This is a genomic window from Neorhizobium galegae (assembly GCF_021391675.1).
Classification (GTDB): domain Bacteria; phylum Pseudomonadota; class Alphaproteobacteria; order Rhizobiales; family Rhizobiaceae; genus Neorhizobium; species Neorhizobium galegae_B.
In genome coordinates this window covers 3741225-3758838 of sequence record NZ_CP090095.1, presented here as the reverse complement: position 1 = coordinate 3758838, position 17614 = coordinate 3741225, and the positions used below count along the sequence as shown (strand labels likewise).

The 17614-nt window shown below is 61.2% G+C and carries 13 protein-coding genes and 1 pseudogene; 8 read left to right on the top strand and 6 right to left on the bottom strand.

The features are described from left to right. Positions 1 to 3 precede the first annotated feature (3 nt). Positions 4 to 516: a RidA family protein gene (locus tag LZK81_RS18440; RefSeq protein WP_046599924.1), complete on the top strand. Its 513-nt coding sequence runs from the start codon at positions 4 to 6 to the stop codon at positions 514 to 516. A gap of 10 nt (positions 517 to 526) precedes the next feature. Here the strand turns inward: LZK81_RS18440 and LZK81_RS18435 are convergent, their stop codons facing one another. Then, positions 527 to 1354 (bottom strand): IclR family transcriptional regulator, encoded by an 828-nt coding sequence (locus LZK81_RS18435; RefSeq protein WP_233954177.1) that lies wholly within the window; start codon positions 1352 to 1354, stop codon positions 527 to 529. A gap of 96 nt (positions 1355 to 1450) precedes the next feature. On the opposite strand from LZK81_RS18435, the gene LZK81_RS18430 reads away from it, so the two are divergent. Together LZK81_RS18430 and LZK81_RS18425 are read left to right on the top strand one after the other, a co-directional pair. Continuing rightward, positions 1451 to 2647, top strand: coding sequence for an aminotransferase class V-fold PLP-dependent enzyme (locus tag LZK81_RS18430; RefSeq protein WP_233954176.1), 1197 nt, complete (start codon positions 1451 to 1453; stop codon positions 2645 to 2647). Between the two features lie 152 nt (positions 2648 to 2799). Continuing rightward, positions 2800 to 4635 (top strand): ABC transporter ATP-binding protein, encoded by a 1836-nt coding sequence (locus tag LZK81_RS18425; RefSeq protein WP_233954175.1) that lies wholly within the window; start codon positions 2800 to 2802, stop codon positions 4633 to 4635. Positions 4636 to 4660: 25 nt separating this feature from the next. Here the strand turns inward: LZK81_RS18425 and LZK81_RS18420 are convergent, their stop codons facing one another. The 3 genes from LZK81_RS18420 to LZK81_RS18410 form a co-directional block, all read right to left on the bottom strand. Next, positions 4661 to 6214 (bottom strand): acetolactate synthase large subunit, encoded by a 1554-nt coding sequence (locus LZK81_RS18420; RefSeq protein ID WP_233954174.1) that lies wholly within the window; start codon positions 6212 to 6214, stop codon positions 4661 to 4663. Between the two features lie 97 nt (positions 6215 to 6311). Next, entirely contained in the window at positions 6312 to 7619 is a 1308-nt protein-coding gene (gene gabT, locus LZK81_RS18415; RefSeq protein ID WP_233954173.1) for a 4-aminobutyrate--2-oxoglutarate transaminase, read from the bottom strand. Between the two features lie 74 nt (positions 7620 to 7693). After that, positions 7694 to 8278, bottom strand: coding sequence for a cupin domain-containing protein (locus tag LZK81_RS18410; protein WP_046604254.1), 585 nt, complete (start codon positions 8276 to 8278; stop codon positions 7694 to 7696). A gap of 650 nt (positions 8279 to 8928) precedes the next feature. Here LZK81_RS18410 and LZK81_RS18405 point away from each other — a divergent pair. Together LZK81_RS18405 and LZK81_RS18400 are read left to right on the top strand one after the other, a co-directional pair. Next, positions 8929 to 9204, top strand: a complete 276-nt coding sequence (locus tag LZK81_RS18405; RefSeq protein ID WP_046604256.1) for a hypothetical protein — start codon at positions 8929 to 8931, stop codon at positions 9202 to 9204. 236 nt (positions 9205 to 9440) lie between these two features. Beyond that, positions 9441 to 9707: a DUF6894 family protein gene (locus LZK81_RS18400; RefSeq protein ID WP_037085768.1), complete on the top strand. Its 267-nt coding sequence runs from the start codon at positions 9441 to 9443 to the stop codon at positions 9705 to 9707. Between the two features lie 14 nt (positions 9708 to 9721). Here the strand turns inward: LZK81_RS18400 and LZK81_RS18395 are convergent, their stop codons facing one another. Both LZK81_RS18395 and LZK81_RS18390 read right to left on the bottom strand, forming a co-directional pair. Further along, positions 9722 to 10255, bottom strand: coding sequence for a hypothetical protein (locus LZK81_RS18395; RefSeq protein WP_046624553.1), 534 nt, complete (start codon positions 10253 to 10255; stop codon positions 9722 to 9724). Further along, entirely contained in the window at positions 10197 to 11090 is an 894-nt protein-coding gene (locus LZK81_RS18390; RefSeq protein ID WP_233954172.1) for a helix-turn-helix transcriptional regulator, read from the bottom strand. The genes LZK81_RS18395 and LZK81_RS18390 overlap by 59 nt, the downstream gene beginning before the upstream one ends. 556 nt (positions 11091 to 11646) lie before the next feature. On the opposite strand from LZK81_RS18390, the gene LZK81_RS18385 reads away from it, so the two are divergent. The 3 genes and pseudogenes from LZK81_RS18385 to LZK81_RS18375 all read left to right on the top strand — a co-directional run bounded on the left by LZK81_RS18385 (position 11647) and on the right by LZK81_RS18375 (position 17609). After that, complete coding sequence (locus LZK81_RS18385; RefSeq protein ID WP_233954171.1) at positions 11647 to 13293, top strand: hypothetical protein; 1647 nt, start codon at positions 11647 to 11649, stop codon at positions 13291 to 13293. 119 nt (positions 13294 to 13412) lie between these two features. Further along, positions 13413 to 15449, top strand: coding sequence for a hypothetical protein (locus LZK81_RS18380; RefSeq protein WP_233954170.1), 2037 nt, complete (start codon positions 13413 to 13415; stop codon positions 15447 to 15449). A gap of 11 nt (positions 15450 to 15460) precedes the next feature. Beyond that, positions 15461 to 17609, top strand: a pseudogene (locus LZK81_RS18375) (type I secretion system permease/ATPase). Positions 17610 to 17614: the final 5 nt, after the last annotated feature.

Below are 17614 nucleotides of genomic sequence, written 5' to 3'. Positions count from 1 at the left end.
CGCATGACAGGAGTTGACGTGAATACGTCTTCAGCAAAGGCCGCTCCCACGGCACAGACACCTTACGATCGGCTGATCGAGCTCGGCATCAAGCTGCCGCCGCCGCCGCCGCCGATCGCCAATTTCGTCACGCATGTGCGCGAAGGCAACATGCTCTACCTCTCCGGCCAGGGGCCGCGCGAGGCGGATGGCCATCTGCATGCCGGCAAGGTCGGCGCCGATGTCAGCGTCGATCTCGCCTATCAGCATGCGCGGCTCGTCGGCATCAACCTGCTCGCGGTCATGCACGAGGCGCTCGGCGACCTTTCGCGGGTGAAGCGGGTGGTGAAGCTGCTCGGCATGGTCAATGCCGTGCCGGATTTCGAGGATCATCCGAGCGTCATCAACGGTTGCTCGGACCTCTTCATTGCCGTGTTCGGCGATGCGGGCCAGCATGCCCGTTCGGCGGTCGGTTTCGGCTCGCTGCCGGGCAATATCACCGTCGAAATCGAGGCGATCGTCTCGCTGAACGACTAAGGAGACAAGGTCAGTGGTTGCGCCAACCCATCAGCTTCTCGATCCGCTGGGCGGAAGCGCGGACGTGCTCCGTATAGTGGTTCCCGTCGGAAACCACCTTCTGTTCCGGCAGCACGATGGAAATGGTGGCAATGCACTCACCGCTCCGGTCGCAGACCGGCGAGGCGATGCAGGCAACCGCATAATCGGACTCCGCCACCTGGATCGACAGCCGCTGCTCGAAGGCCTTGCCGGCCGAGTCGGACAGCGTGCGGGCGTCGATCTCGGCGCGGCCGGTCGGCGAGGTGCGGGCGCAGCGCTTGAAAAGCTCGATCCGCTCGGCCTCCGGCAGATGCCCGACGAGAAGCCGGCCGGATGCCGTCCAGTTGAGCGGCACGCGGGTGCCGACGCGCGAAGCGACCTGGTAATGGCTCGGGCCGTCCGCCATGGCGAGCACCAGCATGTAATCGCCGTCGCGGCCGCAGACCTGCACGGTTTCGCCCGCCTCGCGGCAGAGGTCGTGCATTTCGTGGGTGGCGACGCTCATGAAATCGAGCGACCGGGCATAAGCGAGGCCGTAATGGTAGAGCCTCGCGCCGAGCCAGATCGAACCGTCGGCATTGCGGGCAAGCATGTTCTTCTCGACCAGATCGTCGATGATCACATAAACGGTCGACAGCGGCGCCTTGACCGCCTTGGCGATCGCATAGGCACCGGCTGGCGCGCCCGTTTCGTAGAGATAGTCGATCACCTGCAGCGCGCGGTCGATGCCGCTCACACGCGTGCGACGCGCGCCCTGGGCTTCCACTTCGGAACCTGCCTCACCGGAGAGGCCTGCGGATGAAGTCTTTGCGTCCAATTCAACGCTCCTCGTGTGATTTCGAGAGGCTATTACATTATTATGGCATAGTTGTCGATGGCAATTCGCCACTGGCCGCCACTTTGGAGAACCACAATGAGCGATGATATCCGCACCCAGATCGGCCTTCGCCCGGTCATCAACGTTTCCGGAACGATGACAAGCCTCGGGGCCTCCATTGTCGTTCCCGAAGCAATCCAGGCGATGGCGGCTATCCTGCCGCAATTCGTGGAGATCAACGATCTGCAGCGCAAGGCGAGCGCGATCATCGCCCGGTTGACCGGTGGTGAGGCGGGCTTCGTGACGGCCTCCTGTTCCTCGGGCATCAGCCTCGCAGTCGCTGGCGCGATTACCGGCAATAACCTGCTGGCAATCGAGAAGCTGCCGGACACGGTGCCCGACAAGAACGAAGTGCTCGTGCAGATGGGCCATGTGGTAAGTTATGGCGCGCCGGTGGACCAGGCGATCCGGCTGGCCGGCGGCAAAGTCGTGCTGATCGGCCAGGCGACCTCGACGCACCGCTACCATATGGAAAATGCGATCACCGAGAAGACGGCTGCCGCCGTCTATGTCGTCTCGCACCATGTCGTCGACTACGGTCTGCTCAACCTTGTCGAGTTCGTCGAGATCGCCCATGCGAAGGGCGTGCCGGTCATCGTCGATGCGGCTTCCGAATATGACCTTAAGCTCTTCCTGGCACAGGGTGCGGATATCGTCCTTTATTCCGGCCACAAGTTCCTCGGCGGCCCGACTTCGGGCATCGTCGCGGGCGAGAAAGAGCTGGTGCGCAGCGCCTTCCTGCAGAACATGGGCATCGGTCGCGGCATGAAGGTCGGCAAGGAGAGCGTCTTCGGCGTCATGGCGGCCTTGGAAGCTTGGGAGAAGCGCGATCACGCGGGCATCCGCGAGCGCGAGACCGGCTATCTGAACCTCTGGAAACAGACGCTCGACGGCCGCCCGGGTGTCACGGCCCTGATCGAGCCGGATCCGACCAACAACCCGCTCGACCGCATGCGGGTGATCATCTCCGCGCCGGAAGCGCACATTACCGCCTGGGATCTCGCCGCCGCACTCGGCCGCGGCAATCCGCCGATCATCGTCCGCGACCACGAGGTGGAGCATCATTATTTCTACCTCGACCCCTGCAACCTGCATCCGGGGCAGGAAACTATCGTTGCGAAACGTCTGACGGAAGAACTCGATAAGGCACGCGCGTCCAACGAGATCATCGCGACGCCGATCGAAGAGCGCAGCCGCCACCGTTTCGACGGCGCTCTCCGCTGGCCGGACTGAGGTACAGCACGGCAGACTAACCCTCCCCCTTGTGGGGAGGGTGGCCGGCAGGCGGGAGGGGTTTTCACTCGGAGTGAATTCCCCTCCCCAACCCCTCCCCACAAGGGGGAGGGGCTCCACGCACCGCCGACGACAATAAGAAGGGAACGATCATGGCCATCTTGCAAGCACAAGCCACCCAGTCCGCTCAGCCGGTCCTCTCGGTGGAAAACCTGACCACCTCGTTCAATGTGGACGGCGAGTGGAAGTCGGTCGTGCGTGACGTTTCCTTCACCGTCGCCCCCGGTGAAACCGTGGCGATCGTCGGCGAAAGCGGGTCCGGCAAGAGCGTCACCTCGCTCTCCATCATGCGGCTCTTGCAGGAAGGCACGAGCCGCATCGCCGGCAAGATCATGCTCGGCGGGCGGAATCTTCTGGCGCTTCCGGAACACGAGATGCGCAAGGTGCGCGGCAACGAGGTCGCGATGATCTTCCAGGAGCCGATGACGAGCCTCAATCCGCTCTTCACCATCGGCGACCAGATTTCCGAGGCGCTGCTCTGCCACAAGGCGATGTCGGCGGCGCAAGCCAAGGCCGAAACCATCCGGCTGCTCGAAAAGGTGCGCATCCCGTCGGCCGCGTCGCGTTTCGACGAATATCCGCATCGTTTCTCGGGCGGCATGCGCCAGCGCGTGATGATCGCGATGGCGCTGGCGTCGAAGCCGAAGCTGTTGATCGCCGACGAACCGACGACGGCGCTCGACGTGACCATCCAGGGCCAGATCCTCGACCTCATCAAGCTGCTGCAGGACGAGGAGGGGACGTCGGTCCTGTTCATCACCCATGACATGGGCGTCGTTGCCGAAGTCGCCGACCGGACGATCGTCATGTATCGCGGCGAGCAGGTGGAGACGGGCGATACGCCGGATATCTTCCATCGCGGCAAACACCCCTATACGCGGGCGCTGCTCGCCGCGGTGCCGGTGCTCGGTTCGATGCAGAAATACGAGCGGCCGCTGCGCTTTCCTGTCGTCAACACGGCGACCGGGGAATCCGATGTGCAGGTGGAGGTGGCCGATACGGTTGCGGCCAACGACCGGCCCATTCTGGAGGTGAAGAACCTCACCAAGCGGTTCGATATCCATTCGGGCCTGTTCGGCCGTGTCAGCGGCCGTGTCCATGCGGTCGAGAACGTCTCCTTCGATCTGCATGCCGGCGAGACGCTGTCGCTAGTCGGCGAAAGCGGCTGCGGCAAGTCGACGACCGGCCGCGCCATCATGCGGCTGATCGAGCCGGATGCCGGTTCGGTGGTCGTCGAGGGACGGGACGTGCTGGCGCTCGACAAGCGGGAGATGCGCGAGATGCGCAAATCCGTGCAGATGATCTTCCAGGACCCGTTCGCCTCGCTCAACCCGCGCATGACGATCGGCCAGGCGATCGCCGAGCCCTATCTCGAACACAAGATGGGGACGGCGAAACAGGCGAAGGACGTGGTCGCCGACATGCTGCGCAAGGTCGGCCTGACGCCCGACATGGTGAACCGCTACCCGCACGAATTCTCCGGCGGCCAGCGACAGCGTATCTGCATCGCCCGGGCGCTCGCGCTCGAGCCGAAGGTGATCGTCGCCGACGAAAGCGTCTCGGCGCTGGACGTGTCGATCAAGGCGCAGGTCATCAACCTGATGCTCGACCTGCAGCAAAGCCTCAACCTCGCCTTCCTGTTCATCAGCCACGACATGGCAGTGGTCGAGCGCGTTAGCCACCGCGTCGCGGTCATGTATCTCGGGGAGATCGTCGAGATCGGCCCGCGCGCTTCCGTGTTCGGCAATCCGCAGCATGAATATACGAAGAAACTGATGGCCGCCGTGCCGGTGCCGGATCCCGATCGCCGCCGCGAAAAGCGGACGGTCGCCAGCGACGAGCTCAAGAGCCCGATCCGCCCCGTCGACTATAAAGTCAATCCGCTCGGCTATAAGACTGTTTCACCGGGTCATCTGGTCGCGATGTAACGGCTGCGGGCAATCTCTGCAGCAATCAGTCGATGACGGCCTCGATCAGGAAAGGCCCCCTGCGGCTAAGCGCGCCGTCGAACAGCTTGACGAATTCCTCGATGGTCGTCGCGCGGCCGGCTTCGACGCCGAGGCCTTTGGCGAGCGAGCACCAGTCGAGTTTTGGCGCGTCGAGATCGAGCATCCGCTGGGCATTGCGGCCGTAGGCATTGACGCCGACATTGGTCATTTCGCCCTGAAGGATGCGGTAGGCGCTGTTGGCGAAGACGATGGTGACGACGTCGAGTTGTTCGCGCGCCTGGGTCCAGAGGCCCTGCACCGTGTACATGCCGCTGCCGTCGGCCTGCATCGCAACCACCTTGCGGTCCGGCGCGCCGATCGCGGCACCTGCCGCCAGCGGAATGCCGATGCCGATGGCGCCGCCGGTGATCGGAAGGTGATCGTGGGGTGGGAGCCCGGGTGCCAGAACCGGATATTGGCCGACGGAGGTCAGGCCTTCATCGATGACAACCGCATTTTCCGGTAGACGGCGCCCGATCGCGAAGCTGATTGCATCGGGGGTCAGCGCGCCGGTCGGAACCTGGATATCATTCTGGATGAACCGGTTGCGGATGAAGTCCGAGCCCTGCTTGATCCCGAGTGCATCGGCGAGCGTCGCCAGCACGTCGGCGAGATCGTGTTCGTGCTCGGCGAGCTGGATGACCTCGCAGGAAGGCGGCAGGGTCGTGCTCGGCTTCCCGGGATAGGCAAAGAAGGTGACTGGGCGTGGCCCGCCGATGCAGATGGCGACCTCGAAATCCTGCAGCGCTTCGAGCGCAAGATCGATCTTGTAGGGCACCGGTCTGGCGAGCGCCCGCCCGGCGCCGCGGGCGCTGCGGCCCGAGGACGTGGAAAAAAGCACCGCGCCGGTGGTGGCTGCGATGCGACCGGCGATTTCGGCAGGTTTTTCCCTCAGCGCTGCACCCGCCAGCATGATCACTGCCCGCTTGCCGCCGCGCAGCGCGGCAGCGGCGGCTTTCAGGGCTTCGGGGTCGACCGCCGGAGGGGCAGGGATGGCGGCAGGCGCGAGCGTCTCCGGCGAAACCTCGCCCCAGGCAGCGTCCGCCGGCAGGATCATGGTCGAGACGGCGCGATTGGCAAGTGCCGCCACGTAGCCTTCTTCGGTGCAACGGCGGATGTCGGCTGGGCCGCTTGCGCGTCCGACCCAATGGGACATCGGGCGGGCCAGGCTTTCGATATCGCTGGTCAGCGGTGCATCATATTGAAGGTGATAGGAGGCATGGTCGCCGACGACGTTCAGCATCGGCGTGCGGGCGCGGCGGGCATTGTGAAGGTTGGCCAGGCCATTGGCGAGGCCGGGGCCGAGGTGGAGAAGAGTGGCGGCTGGCTTGTCCGCCATGCGGGCGTAGCCGTCGGCGGCACCCGTCACGACACCTTCCGACAGGCCGAGCACGCAGCGCATGGCCGGCTTCCGGTCGAGGGCTGCGACGAAATGCATCTCCGATGTGCCGGGATTGGCAAAGCAGACATCGACGCCGTTCACCAGAAGGACGTCACACAGCATATCGGCGCCGTTCATGCGCTTTTCCTTATCTTTGCAGCGTTCCCAAAGGCCACTGCGACCAAGAGAAACCGCGGGCCGGATCGGACCTGCGGTCAGTGGCGATGAGTGAGGCTCAAGCGGCTGCCGAAGCGGTCGCGTCGGAGAACGCTGCTTCGATCGAAGCTTCGAGAATGGCGAGCCCTTCCTCCAGAACCTCCCACTCGATGGTGAGCGGCGGCAGCAAACGGATCACATTGAAGCGTGTCCCGCAAGACAGGAGGATTAGGCCGCGTGCCTCCGCTTCCGCAATGATGCGGTTGGTGAGGGCGGGCGATGCCGCTTTCGACTGGCGGTCCTCGACCAGTTCGAAGGCTACCATCGCCCCGAGACCGCGCACTTCGCCAATGTGTTCCATGCCCTGGCGGGAGGCGATCATGGTCAGCCGCTCGGTGATCCGGCGGCCGACTTCGGCGGCGCGTTCGCAGAGCTTCTCATCCTCGATGACGTCGAGCACGGCATTGGCGGCGGCGACGCTCAGCGGATTGCCGGCATAGGTACCGCCCAGCCCGCCCGGATGGGCTGCATTCATGATCTCGGCCTTGCCGGTGACGGCCGAAAGCGGGAAGCCGCCGGCCAGACCCTTTGCCATGGTGATCATATCCGGCTTCACGCCGGCATGTTCGAAACCGAACATCCTGCCGGTGCGCGCCATGCCTGCCTGGATTTCGTCGGCGATCAGCACGATGCCATATTTATCCGCGACTGCGCGAAGGTGTACGAGGAATTCCTTCGGTGCGACGTTGAAGCCGCCTTCGCCCTGGACCGGCTCGACGATGAAGGCCGCAATCCGTTCCGGATCGACATCGGCTGCAAACAGCCGCTCGAGCCCGGCGATCGCCTCTTCAATCGAGAAACCGAGATAGGGGTTGGGGAAGGGCGCGTGGTAGATGTCGGCCGGGAAGGGGCCGAAATTCTTCTTGTAAGGCATAACCTTGCCGGTCAGCGCCATGCCGAGCAGGGTGCGGCCGTGGAAGGCGCCCGAAAAGGCGATAATGCCGGCGCGGCCGGTATGGGCGCGGGCGATCTTCACGGCATTTTCGACCGCCTCGGCGCCGGTCGTTACCAGCATGGTGCGGTTTTCAGCTCCGGTCGGCGCCATCGCGTTCAGCCGTTCGGCGAGCCGCACGTAGCCTTCGTAGGGCGCGACATGAAAGCAGGTATGGGTGAAGTGCTCCGCCTGCTCGGCGACGGCGCGCATAACGGCCGGATGGCGATGACCGGTATTGTTGACCGCGATGCCGGCGGCGAAATCGATGAAGCGCTTGCCGTCGACGTCCCAGAGCTGCGCATTCAAGGCTTTCCGGGCGAAGATGCCCCGGGTTCCGACGCCGCCCGCCACAGCGGCTTTCTGGCGGGACTGCAGATCTGCTGAAACGGTCATGGCGATATCCCCTAAAGTCGATGACCTAAGCTATAATCGCGCTCATTATTTTGAGCAAGAGGGGAATCACGAAATCACAGATAGGGCGGCGAGCAGGCCGAGATGACGATTGTCTGCCGGTCCGAGAGGTTGCGGAACCGGTGAGGGATGCGGCTGTCGAAGAGGTAAGCCTCGCCGGCTTTGAGGACGCGAACGTCGTCGCCGACCGTCACTTCCAGCTCGCCCTCGACCACATAGCCGCCTTCCGAGGAAGCGTGCTGCAGCCTTGTTTCGCCGGTGTCCGCATGGGGGCCGTAGATCTCGTGGAGGATCTGCAGGTTATGCGCCCGCGCATCGCCGATCTGGCGAAAGATCAGCGTGCCGTCACCGCCTGCAATCGGCGATGTTGCGACCCTGGAAGTCAGGTCGACCAGTTCGTGCGCCGAGAAGAACGGGCCTTTCGGCGGGCTGCGTTCCGGCTCGAAAAAATCGCCCATGCCGACGCCGAGACCGTTCAGGATCTTGCGAAGCGTCGAAACGGAAGGGCTGACCTTGTTGGTTTCTACATTGGATATCTGCGCGTGCGGGACACCCGCCCTTTCGGCGAGCTGGCGCTGCGAAAGGCCGGCGGCCGCGCGCATGGCGTTGAGGCGTGCACCGATGTCGAACTTTTCATCCATCTCAAATGTCCCGGCTGTTCGGGCCGGTTATGCCGTGGATCGGGATCGTGATCAACTGGATGATATTTTGAGCGATATGGTCCCAAGGCGGCACCAGCGCATGACCGCTCGCGGTGGTGGCCGCGATCGACCGCCGTGGATCTCGATGGAGCGCTGTCCCGCCTGAAAGCGGTCTATTTTCTCCATCAGCCACGAGGCCGATAGGCCTATGGATATAGCTCATTTGGCGCAACTGCCCGCGACTCACGCGCGTGTTATCCTCCGACCCTGCGGTTCAGAGAGGATTTCGCTCATGTTCAGGTGCGGAGACTGCAAGGACACGGGCTGGGTTTGCGAAGCTCATCCTGCCAAACCGTATACCGGTACCCGATGCTGCGGCTGCGGCGCGGTTGAAATGCCATGTCCCCGCTGTCTCGCGTTCCAAGACCTGGACAAATATCCTGAGGCGGTGCGGGGCTTGCCGAAGCTGCCTGGCGTCGAGATCACCTTGGTTCAAGGTTTCGCAGAGCGCTCCGATGCAGCGCAAACCCGCACCTGAATGCGGAGTTTCCCTTGAGAAAACTTTCGCCCTTACAAAAAAAATCCTCCGAATTTTCCGAAGGGAACTTTGCGCAGCAATATTTGTTTCCTCCTGCCTGGAGGTGCGATGTATGGCAGTGTTTCTGGTTATATTGGAATTCGAGAAGGTTGAATCATACAATCGCGCGCGCAAAAGGATTCAGCCGCTTGTAACCTGCAAGTTATCCGGAACCGCATGGTTGGTAGAGTTCGACGGAGATGCTTTCGAACTGCAGCAATATCTTCAGGAATTTATCCTCCAGAATGACAGCTTGTTCATTTCTGCGCTGAACCATGATTGGGCGAGCATCAATATGCATGCGGCAAGGCGCTGGCTTGTGGAGAGGCACGCGATTAGGCCTAAGTGATCACCCGCAAAGCCTGCGGCTGCGAAGGTTTAAAGTCCCATTTCTATGGTAAGCTGCCAATTCCGGATTGACCGGAACCATGAGTAATTTATATATCTCCTAATGTTCTGATTGAGCTTAATCGCAGATCGGGAGATGTGGGAGTAGACGCTTGCAGGTTGTCAGCGCCGCTTCTGCCACGGGTTGGATTCGCAGTTTCAAGTGGCCGCCACGCTATCCCCGGGAGGTTGGGTTCCATGGTGAGATATTTCCTGAATGTCGATCTGAAAGACGGTTTTATTCCTGATACCGAAGGCCTCGACTTCCTCGATATCGAGAGAGCCACGGCCGAAGTCATCTCTGGAATGAGAGACATCGTCGTCGAACATATTCAGCAGGGAGAAGTCCTGGCTTTGCGGGCGATTTCCATCACTGACGATGCCGGCCATCTCATTTCGATCGTCACGCTGGCCGACGCTCTCAACGGCTTCCTACCCGGCATAGCGGTTCCGGGCCTAGGGTAACGCCTTGCTGAGGTTTAGGTGGGGAAGCCGTAACGTTCGGTGATGTCCCAGAACATCCTGTTGATCGCGACGAGCGAATTGATGCTTTCCCGGATCCGGCTGATCTCGCGCGCATCGAGCTCCTCGATCTTTCCGTATTTGATCTCGTCCCTGCTTTCGAAGATCCGCATCGATTGCGTGATGTTGCGGCCGCTGTCGGGATCGAATGAATAAATGCAATGATTGTATTTGTTGCGAAGCTTCGCTTCCTCAGAAAGACGACGAGTGGCCTCCAGGATTTCCTTGCGGCAGGCCGGCGCGGTCTTGCGCATCTTGGTCAGCCGTTCCACGAGATCGACCCGGGCCCGGGTCGTATTCAAGGTCAGGAAGATGACGATCGCCGTTTCCTTGTCCACCTTGGCAACGCCTGCGATCATGTGGATCAGCAGGCTTTCCGTATTGGTCCAGGTATAATTCAGCTGCCCGATCAGGAGCAGGATGTCCTGGAGCCTAGTACTTGTCGCCTGAGAGGGAGCGGCCGTCCTGACCGCGGTTCGTGTCGCCTGCATTGCCGGTCGTATCCTTGCGTCTATATTCGAAATAGAGAGCGACGACTTCTGTTCTGTTATGCACGCCGAGCTTGGTGATGATGTTGTGGATATGAATCTTCACGGTATGTTCGGATAGACCGAGCGCGGCCGCGATGATCTTGTTTTGATTGCCCATGGCCATCCTGACAAGAATTTCGTTCTCGCGTTTTGTCAGCTTTTCAATCGCCGGCTTGCCGGCTTGATATAGGGCTGGCTTGAGATCCGCCGGCTCTTCGCCTTCGAGAGGGGCGTTTCTCTGGGCCCGGTAACCCGTAGAAGGGAAATATGTACCACCCTTCAATATGATCCGCAGACCTGACAGGAAGACGTCGAGATTGACGTTGAACGGCAGGATACCCTGCACGATTTCAAGCTCTTTCGCCCTTCGATGATCGGAGGCTATCTCGCCATCGTCGGTACCCATCAGCGCAAGGGTTGCAGCAGGATGGTGCCTGGCGAGCTCCGGCCAGTATTCGGCGAGAGCGGAGGCAAGGCGGACGTCCGCCAGCACGAGCTGGACCGGATTATCGAATTCCACCGAGGCCAATTTCAGGTCGGGGACCGTCCTGACGGAGAGCCATGGGAACTCGCTTTCGATGGCCGCCGTCATTGCGGTGGAGATTGTTCCGGGTGAGCAGATGAAGAGGAGTGTTCGGATCGCATTCATTCTCTTCAAGGCGTTTGTTGCCAGATCCAAGCCGACATGTTGCGAAATACCATGCGGAATTTGCATGGAAATGTCCCCCTCCCGTCGTTGATCGAAAGTACACGCACAGTGGTGCTCCGAAGATCTTATTAGGGAACGGTAAACCAAGAGCCCAATGCTGGGAATAGACCGAAGGATTTATGGAATAGATCGAATCGGCGACCGAATGGGGCCTTCAAGGTCGTTCCCAGGCGAACGGACCATGATCAGACAGCGTTTCCTCGCGTTGTGAATGAGTTGCTGCATACATAAGGGTAGTTTTGTGCCGATGTGGTATACGTCTTCTTGGTTAGATCATATAGCCCATGTAACTATGCTCACATAGTATTCATCAGGTTGTGCTAGATCGAAATATCACCTTATTTCTTCTGCTCATTCGGCACACAGTGCTCCCATCCCGAAGCACTTGAAGAACGAGCGCTGAAGAATGCTCGTCGGTGCAAAATGTAGTGAGTATGCGATCCACGCGCCGCTCATTCCAAGTCTCTCGGGAAACGTAGGGGAGAGGAAAAAAATCAGACATCACGAGAGAAAGACCGGCGAACGGTCGCGTTGACGCGCGCCTTGTCGCCAGAGGCAAATGACTCATTTCAACCGCGACGAGCAAAGACCCCAAAAAGATGAATGGCGGTCACGCCGTCGCAGTCAGTAAGAGGACTGTGTGATGGTAGATAAACGCAATGTGTTCGACACCTTGGTCGACGATCCTGATAGCCAGGAGCAGCAGCAGCAACAACAGGAACAGCAGCAGCAGCAGCAACAACAGGCCAGCGACCAAAGCCAGAGCCAGACGAGCGATTCCACGAACCTCAACGGCAACGGGAATGGTAACGGCAACCTGAACCTCAACGGTAACGGCAGCCTGAACCTCAATGGCAACGGCAACTTCAACGCAAACGTCAATGAGACCGCTGTCACGGTCGATGTCGGTGTCAACCTTGACGAATACCTGCCGTCGGACGACGACTTTGCAGACGTCGATATGACGGACAGTTCCATCGACGGGATGTTCAACATCCACATCGACAACTTGTTCAACAACGCCCTGACGGGTGAAGGCAACGATGTCGGCAATGTGTTGAGCCAGGTCGCCAACCTGCAGGACAACGACAAGCTCGAAAGCGCCAGCGTCAGCAATGACGGCTCGTTCGAGATGAATCCTACCGCCGAAGGTGGTTTTGCGATCGCCTCGGAAGGGATCAATACCGGCGGCGGCGGCGGTGACGGCGGAAGCAATGCGGATGCCGACGGCGGTGACGGCGGTAACGGCGGTACGGCGCTCGGCGGGTTCGCACTTGGCGGCGACGGCCTCGGCGGCCTGGCCGCAAGCGCTGCAATTGGCGGTGAAGGCGACGGCGGCGATGCCGACGGCGGCGACGGCGACAGCGACGCCGACAGCGGCGATGCCGACGGCGGCAACGGCACTGGTGGCGATGGCGGGCGTGGCGGCGACGGCCTCGGTCTGGGTCTTGGCCTGGGTCTCGGCCTTGGCGCAGGACTTGCATTTGCCGGTGACGGCGATAGCGGCGGCAGCAACACTTCCGGTGACGGTGGCGACGCCGGCGACTCGGACGGCGGCGACGCTGACGAAGGCGGTGACGGCGGCGATTCCGAAGGCGGCGATGCCGGAGCTCTCGTCGGCGGAAGCCTCGGCTTCATCAACCCGATCTTCGTTGAAAACGACGGCGGCGACGGCGAAGACGCCGGTAACGGCGGGGATAGCGAAGGCGGCGACGCCGGCGACTCCGAAGGTGGTAACGGCGGCGAAGCCTCGGATGCCGGTAATGGCGGCGATGGCGGCGGTGCCCTTGGTGCCGGTCTCGGTGCCGGCTTCGGCGCCGGTCTTGGTGCCGGCTTGGGCGGTGACGGCGCAGCAGGCGGTGGCGGTACCGGTGGCGCAGCGGCAACCGGTGCGGCAACCAGCGGCGATGCTACCGGTGGTGACGCGACATCCGGGGCTGGCGAAGGCGGCGGGGCACTCAGTGGCGCATGGGCCGATGGTACCGGCGGCGGAGCTGTCGGCGGCTGGGCATTCGGCGGAGCTGGCGCAGCCGGCGGCGCGGGTGGCTGGGCCTCCACCGGTTCTGGCGCAGCCGGCGGCGATGGCGGTACCTGGGGCTCGAGCAACGGTGACGATGGTTTCGTGACCGGGACGAGTTCAGCTTCGTCCGATGCCGTCATCGAAACTCACGCCTTCAACCAGGAAATCGTGATGGGTGCGAACCTGCAGCAGAACGCGATCGATATGACGATCGTGGGCGGGAACCTCTCCAGCACGGTGGCTGGCGACGACACCGAAGATGGCGTCTAAGCGACACAACTTCCTGCCTTAGGGAGAGACTTCACATCGTGGACTGCGCAGACGCTCCTGCGCAGTCCCTCATTCCGAACGACCTGTGATGCAGGCATGCCAATACAAAGGCAGCGGTCATGACGACGATGGACACAATCACCGAGGAAATCGCTCATTTCATCGGCCTCTTCCACACGAACGTCGAGGATGCGCGCCTGCGGGAAAGTTACCAGGACTTCTCGCTCTACACGCCCGAACAATTCATCCAGACATCAGCGGTGATCCGCTCCGATTTCGAGGCGCCTTACGATCTGCTCGGTTTCGATCCGGGCGTGGTCTACAAGGCGCCTGCCAGTTTCACGCCGATCTGGCATCCCCATTTCGTGGGCCGATACGATCATCCGCCGATCCCCACGATGGAAATCAAGACGCATCACGGCCCGCACGAGACGCCGCAGTACGAGTACCCGTTCTACGCAAGCGGCAAGTCCTTTACCTGGGAGATACAGCCTCCCGGCTCGGTTGCGAATTTCATCGTTCAGGCCGCCTCGCTTTCCGACAACGACAGTTTCGGCGTCGGGGGACATGGCCTGACCTTCAATCCCACCCCGGTTGACAACAGCGAGCTGCTGCAGACGGCCCAGGATGTCCTTGCGGACGCACCTATCGGCGATCTCGAAATGCCCAAGTCCTCGGACGAGCTTATCGAGATCATCAAGACCGTCGCCAGCCAGCTGGAGGCCCTTGCGGCCGGTTCCGACGGACCGATGGAGGCTTTCCTCCATCAGTCCACCACGATCGAAGGCATTTACGTCAACGGCGTGCTCGTCGACGAGGCGCCGAAGCTGGAGGACCATCATTCCTTCAGTGAGGACGAAGATGAAGCAGATGATGCCGCCGACGCCGGTGATGAAGCCGATGCCGATGCGGAGGACGATGCTCAGCCATCCAACGTCCACGTCTATGCGGATGGCTCGGTCGAGGTGGAAGCCTCGGTCGAGTTGGTCGGCGGCAACAATACCGTCGTCAATGATGCTGTTCTCAAGAATATCTGGACCGGCGCGACGGTAACCGCGGTCGTTGGCAATCACTTCGAGATCAACGCAGTCATCCAGGTGAACATCATCCAGAATACTGATGCGATCACCTCGGCCATCAGCGGCTGGACGAACGACGGCGCGCCGGATGAAATATTCAATATTGCGACATTCCAGAGGGTCGATCCGCTGGAGGACGGCAACGCTCCGGCAAATGCCGGCGGATATCCCGCAAGCTGGGCGGTCACAGAAATCCACGGTGATCTGCTGATCGCAAACTGGCTGGAACAGTACATTTTCATGTCCGACAACGACATCGGCATCCTGTCGTCTTCCGGCGCCACGACCAGGGTCATCGCCGGCGACAATACGAGCGTGAACCAGATCTCGATCTACGAGCTCAGCCAGTCCTATGATCTGATCCTGATTGGCGGCAGTCTGTACGATGCCAATATCATCCACCAGACGAACATATTGTTCGACAACGATGTCGTCGGTGCGGTTACGGGTTTCGGAACGACCGGTGAGGGCACGATATCCAGTGGCGGAAATCTGCTCTGGAACCAGGCTCATATCTATAATATCGGCGGCGCCGACCGTTTCAGCGCTCTGCCTTCGGCCTATCTGGATGCGGCCAACGATTTTGCCGCCGGCGGAAGAGATATTTCCCAAGGCATTTTGACCGACCCGGCGTTTGCGGGAACGGCTGGGCTGCGCGTTCTTTATATCAGCGGTGACTTGCTGAATATCCAGTATATCAGCCAGACCAACATCGTCGGCGACAGCGACCAGATCGCCTTGGCGCTGAATGCCCTCAATCCCCACGCAGACGCGACGTGGTCGATCTCGACCGGGGGAAATGCGCTCATCAACAACGCGGTGATCGCCGACCTGGATTCTCTCGGCATTACCTATGTGGGCGGCGAGCAATATTCCCAGGAAACGCTTTTTCAATCGGGATTGATTTCGAGCAGTCCGGAATGGGCCGCTCACGATCCGGACGCGCTGGTCAACGAAGCGGTGGCATTTCTCGACGATTCCATGCTGGAAGCCGAACCGACCGAGCTCGGCTTCGGTGTACCTGTAGATCCCGACGGCCAGTATCAGAATGACGGACTACAGCATGTGCTCGGATAATGGGGGGAAACATGTCGGATGTCCAAAAAAGGGCCGATCTGGAACAGGCCCATGATCACGATGAAGGTCAGCAACTTGCCGGTGAGGATATCTATGAAAAATTGGAGCGCGCTGTGGACGAATGCCTGAAACTGTCACCCGGTGGCGCAGCCCCTTCAGCAACGATATCCAGACTGGAACCCAGAAACGCTTCGCAGAATCCGTCCCGGACGAATGAAAACTCCTCCGGAGCCGATATTCTGCCCATGCCTGCCAGTGACAGGATCATCGAAATCGAGCCGAAGTCCACGGTGCGCGAAGCGACGGAGGCAAAGGCGCCGGAAGGCATGATCACGATCGATGCCGACACCGGACCTTTGCGGACCGAAACAAAGACCTTCGGAAAATCGCCGTCGACCGGCGGCGGCCGCGGCGGCGACGGAACGTTTCACAAGCGTCTCGCGCCGGTCGATTTTTCGGCCAGCCTGCGGGCGGGCGTCACCGCCGTGCGGCGGAACCTGGCGATCGTCATGCTGTTCACCGTCGCCAGCAATATCCTGGTGCTTGCGATCCCGGTCTACCTGTTCCAGATATCGGACCGGGTGCTGACCAGCCGCTCTCTTGACACCCTGGTGATGTTGACGATCGTGATCGTCGGCGCCGTCATTCTGCAGGCGGCCTTCGACGCGCTTCGGCGCTTCATCCTGATGCGGACCGCGGTGGAGATCGCGGCGCAGCTCGGCGCTCCGATCCTGAGCGCGGCCGCCCGCGCCTCGCTTCAGAGCAATGGCCGCGAATACCAGGTGCTCGGCGATCTTCAACAGGTTCGCTCGTTCCTGGTCTCCAGGACCTTGCTCTCGTTCCTCGACGCGCCGATCGCCCCTCTCTTCGTGGTGGCGGTATTCCTCATCCATCCGCATCTGGGCCTGATCGTAGTCCTGACGGCCCTCATGCTGCTTGTTTTCACCCAGATCAACCAGCGCATGACGGCCGAGCCGTTTGCCGAAGCCAATACCGCGCAGATAAAGGCCAATCTTCATCTGGAATCGATGTCGCGCAATTCGCAGATCATCAATGCGCTCGCCATGATCCCCGAGACGGTACAGATCTGGGGCAAGGATACCGCCACCTCGCTGAAGGCGCAGGTCATTGCCCAGGACCGGAACATCACCATTGCGGCCATATCGAAGGCATGCCGTCTTCTGACGCAGATCGCGATGCTTGGCTGGGGCGCCTACCTGTCGATCGAGGGGCAGCTCACCGGAGGCATGGTGATTGCGGCGTCCATCATTGCGGGTCGCGCGCTGGCGCCGATCGAAGGGGCCATCGAAGGATGGAGCCAATACAGCCAATCCCGCGCGGCCTACGCTCGGATAACGGCGCTGCTGAAATCCTCGCCCTTGAATTTCGACCGTCTGAACCTGCCGAAGCCCGAGGGGCGCCTGGATGTCGAACGCCTCCTTTATGTACCGCAGGGAACCAAGCGTGTCGTGCTCAACGGCGTCTCGTTTGCCCTGCAGCCCGGAGATTCTGCTGGCGATCATCGGCAATTCCGGCGCCGGCAAGACCACTCTTGGAAAAATGCTCGTCGGATCGATCCTGCCCACGTCGGGCAGTGTCCGCCTGGATCTGATGGACCTGAGGAACTGGGATCAGCGGCAGTTCGGCGAAAACATAGGCTACCTGCCGCAGGACGTGCAGCTCTTCCCCGGCACGATCAAGGCCAATATCGCCCGGATGCGGCCGGATGCGGCTGACGAGCAGATTTACCGCGCCGCGATGCTGGCCGATGTTCATGAGATGATCGCCAGCCTGCCCCACGGATACGAAACGGTGGTTGCGGCGGATGGTTCTCCCCTTTCGGGCGGCCAGAAGCAGCGCATCGCGCTCGCCCGGGCGTTCTTCGGCGATCCGAGGATGGTGGTGTTGGACGAGCCGAATTCCAATCTCGACAATGCGGGTGATGCGGCGCTGCTCCATGCACTTCAGCATGCCAAGGAACACAAGATAACCGTCGCGACGATCACGCAACGTCCGGCTCTCCTCAGCAACGTCGACAAGGTTCTTCTGCTGGTGAACGGCACCGTTGCGCTGTTCGGGATGCGGGCGGATGTGCTGAAGGCCATCGAAGCCCGCGGCATCGACATCAATACCGGTTCATTCGGCCATCTGTTGCAATAGGGGTT

Coding starts and splice junctions, on each gene's coding strand:
- LZK81_RS18380 (WP_233954170.1), top strand. CDS start 13,413: ATGACGACGATGGACACAATCACCGAGGAAATCGCTCATTTCATCGGC.
- LZK81_RS18400 (WP_037085768.1), top strand. CDS start 9,441: ATGGTGAGATATTTCCTGAATGTCGATCTGAAAGACGGTTTTATTCCT.
- LZK81_RS18420 (WP_233954174.1), bottom strand. CDS start 6,214: ATGAACGGCGCCGATATGCTGTGTGACGTCCTTCTGGTGAACGGCGTC.
- LZK81_RS18405 (WP_046604256.1), top strand. CDS start 8,929: ATGGCAGTGTTTCTGGTTATATTGGAATTCGAGAAGGTTGAATCATAC.
- LZK81_RS18395 (WP_046624553.1), bottom strand. CDS start 10,255: ATGCAGGCGACACGAACCGCGGTCAGGACGGCCGCTCCCTCTCAGGCG.
- LZK81_RS18385 (WP_233954171.1), top strand. CDS start 11,647: ATGGTAGATAAACGCAATGTGTTCGACACCTTGGTCGACGATCCTGAT.
- LZK81_RS18425 (WP_233954175.1), top strand. CDS start 2,800: ATGGCCATCTTGCAAGCACAAGCCACCCAGTCCGCTCAGCCGGTCCTC.
- LZK81_RS18430 (WP_233954176.1), top strand. CDS start 1,451: ATGAGCGATGATATCCGCACCCAGATCGGCCTTCGCCCGGTCATCAAC.
- LZK81_RS18410 (WP_046604254.1), bottom strand. CDS start 8,278: ATGGATGAAAAGTTCGACATCGGTGCACGCCTCAACGCCATGCGCGCG.
- LZK81_RS18440 (WP_046599924.1), top strand. CDS start 4: ATGACAGGAGTTGACGTGAATACGTCTTCAGCAAAGGCCGCTCCCACG.
- gabT (WP_233954173.1), bottom strand. CDS start 7,619: ATGACCGTTTCAGCAGATCTGCAGTCCCGCCAGAAAGCCGCTGTGGCG.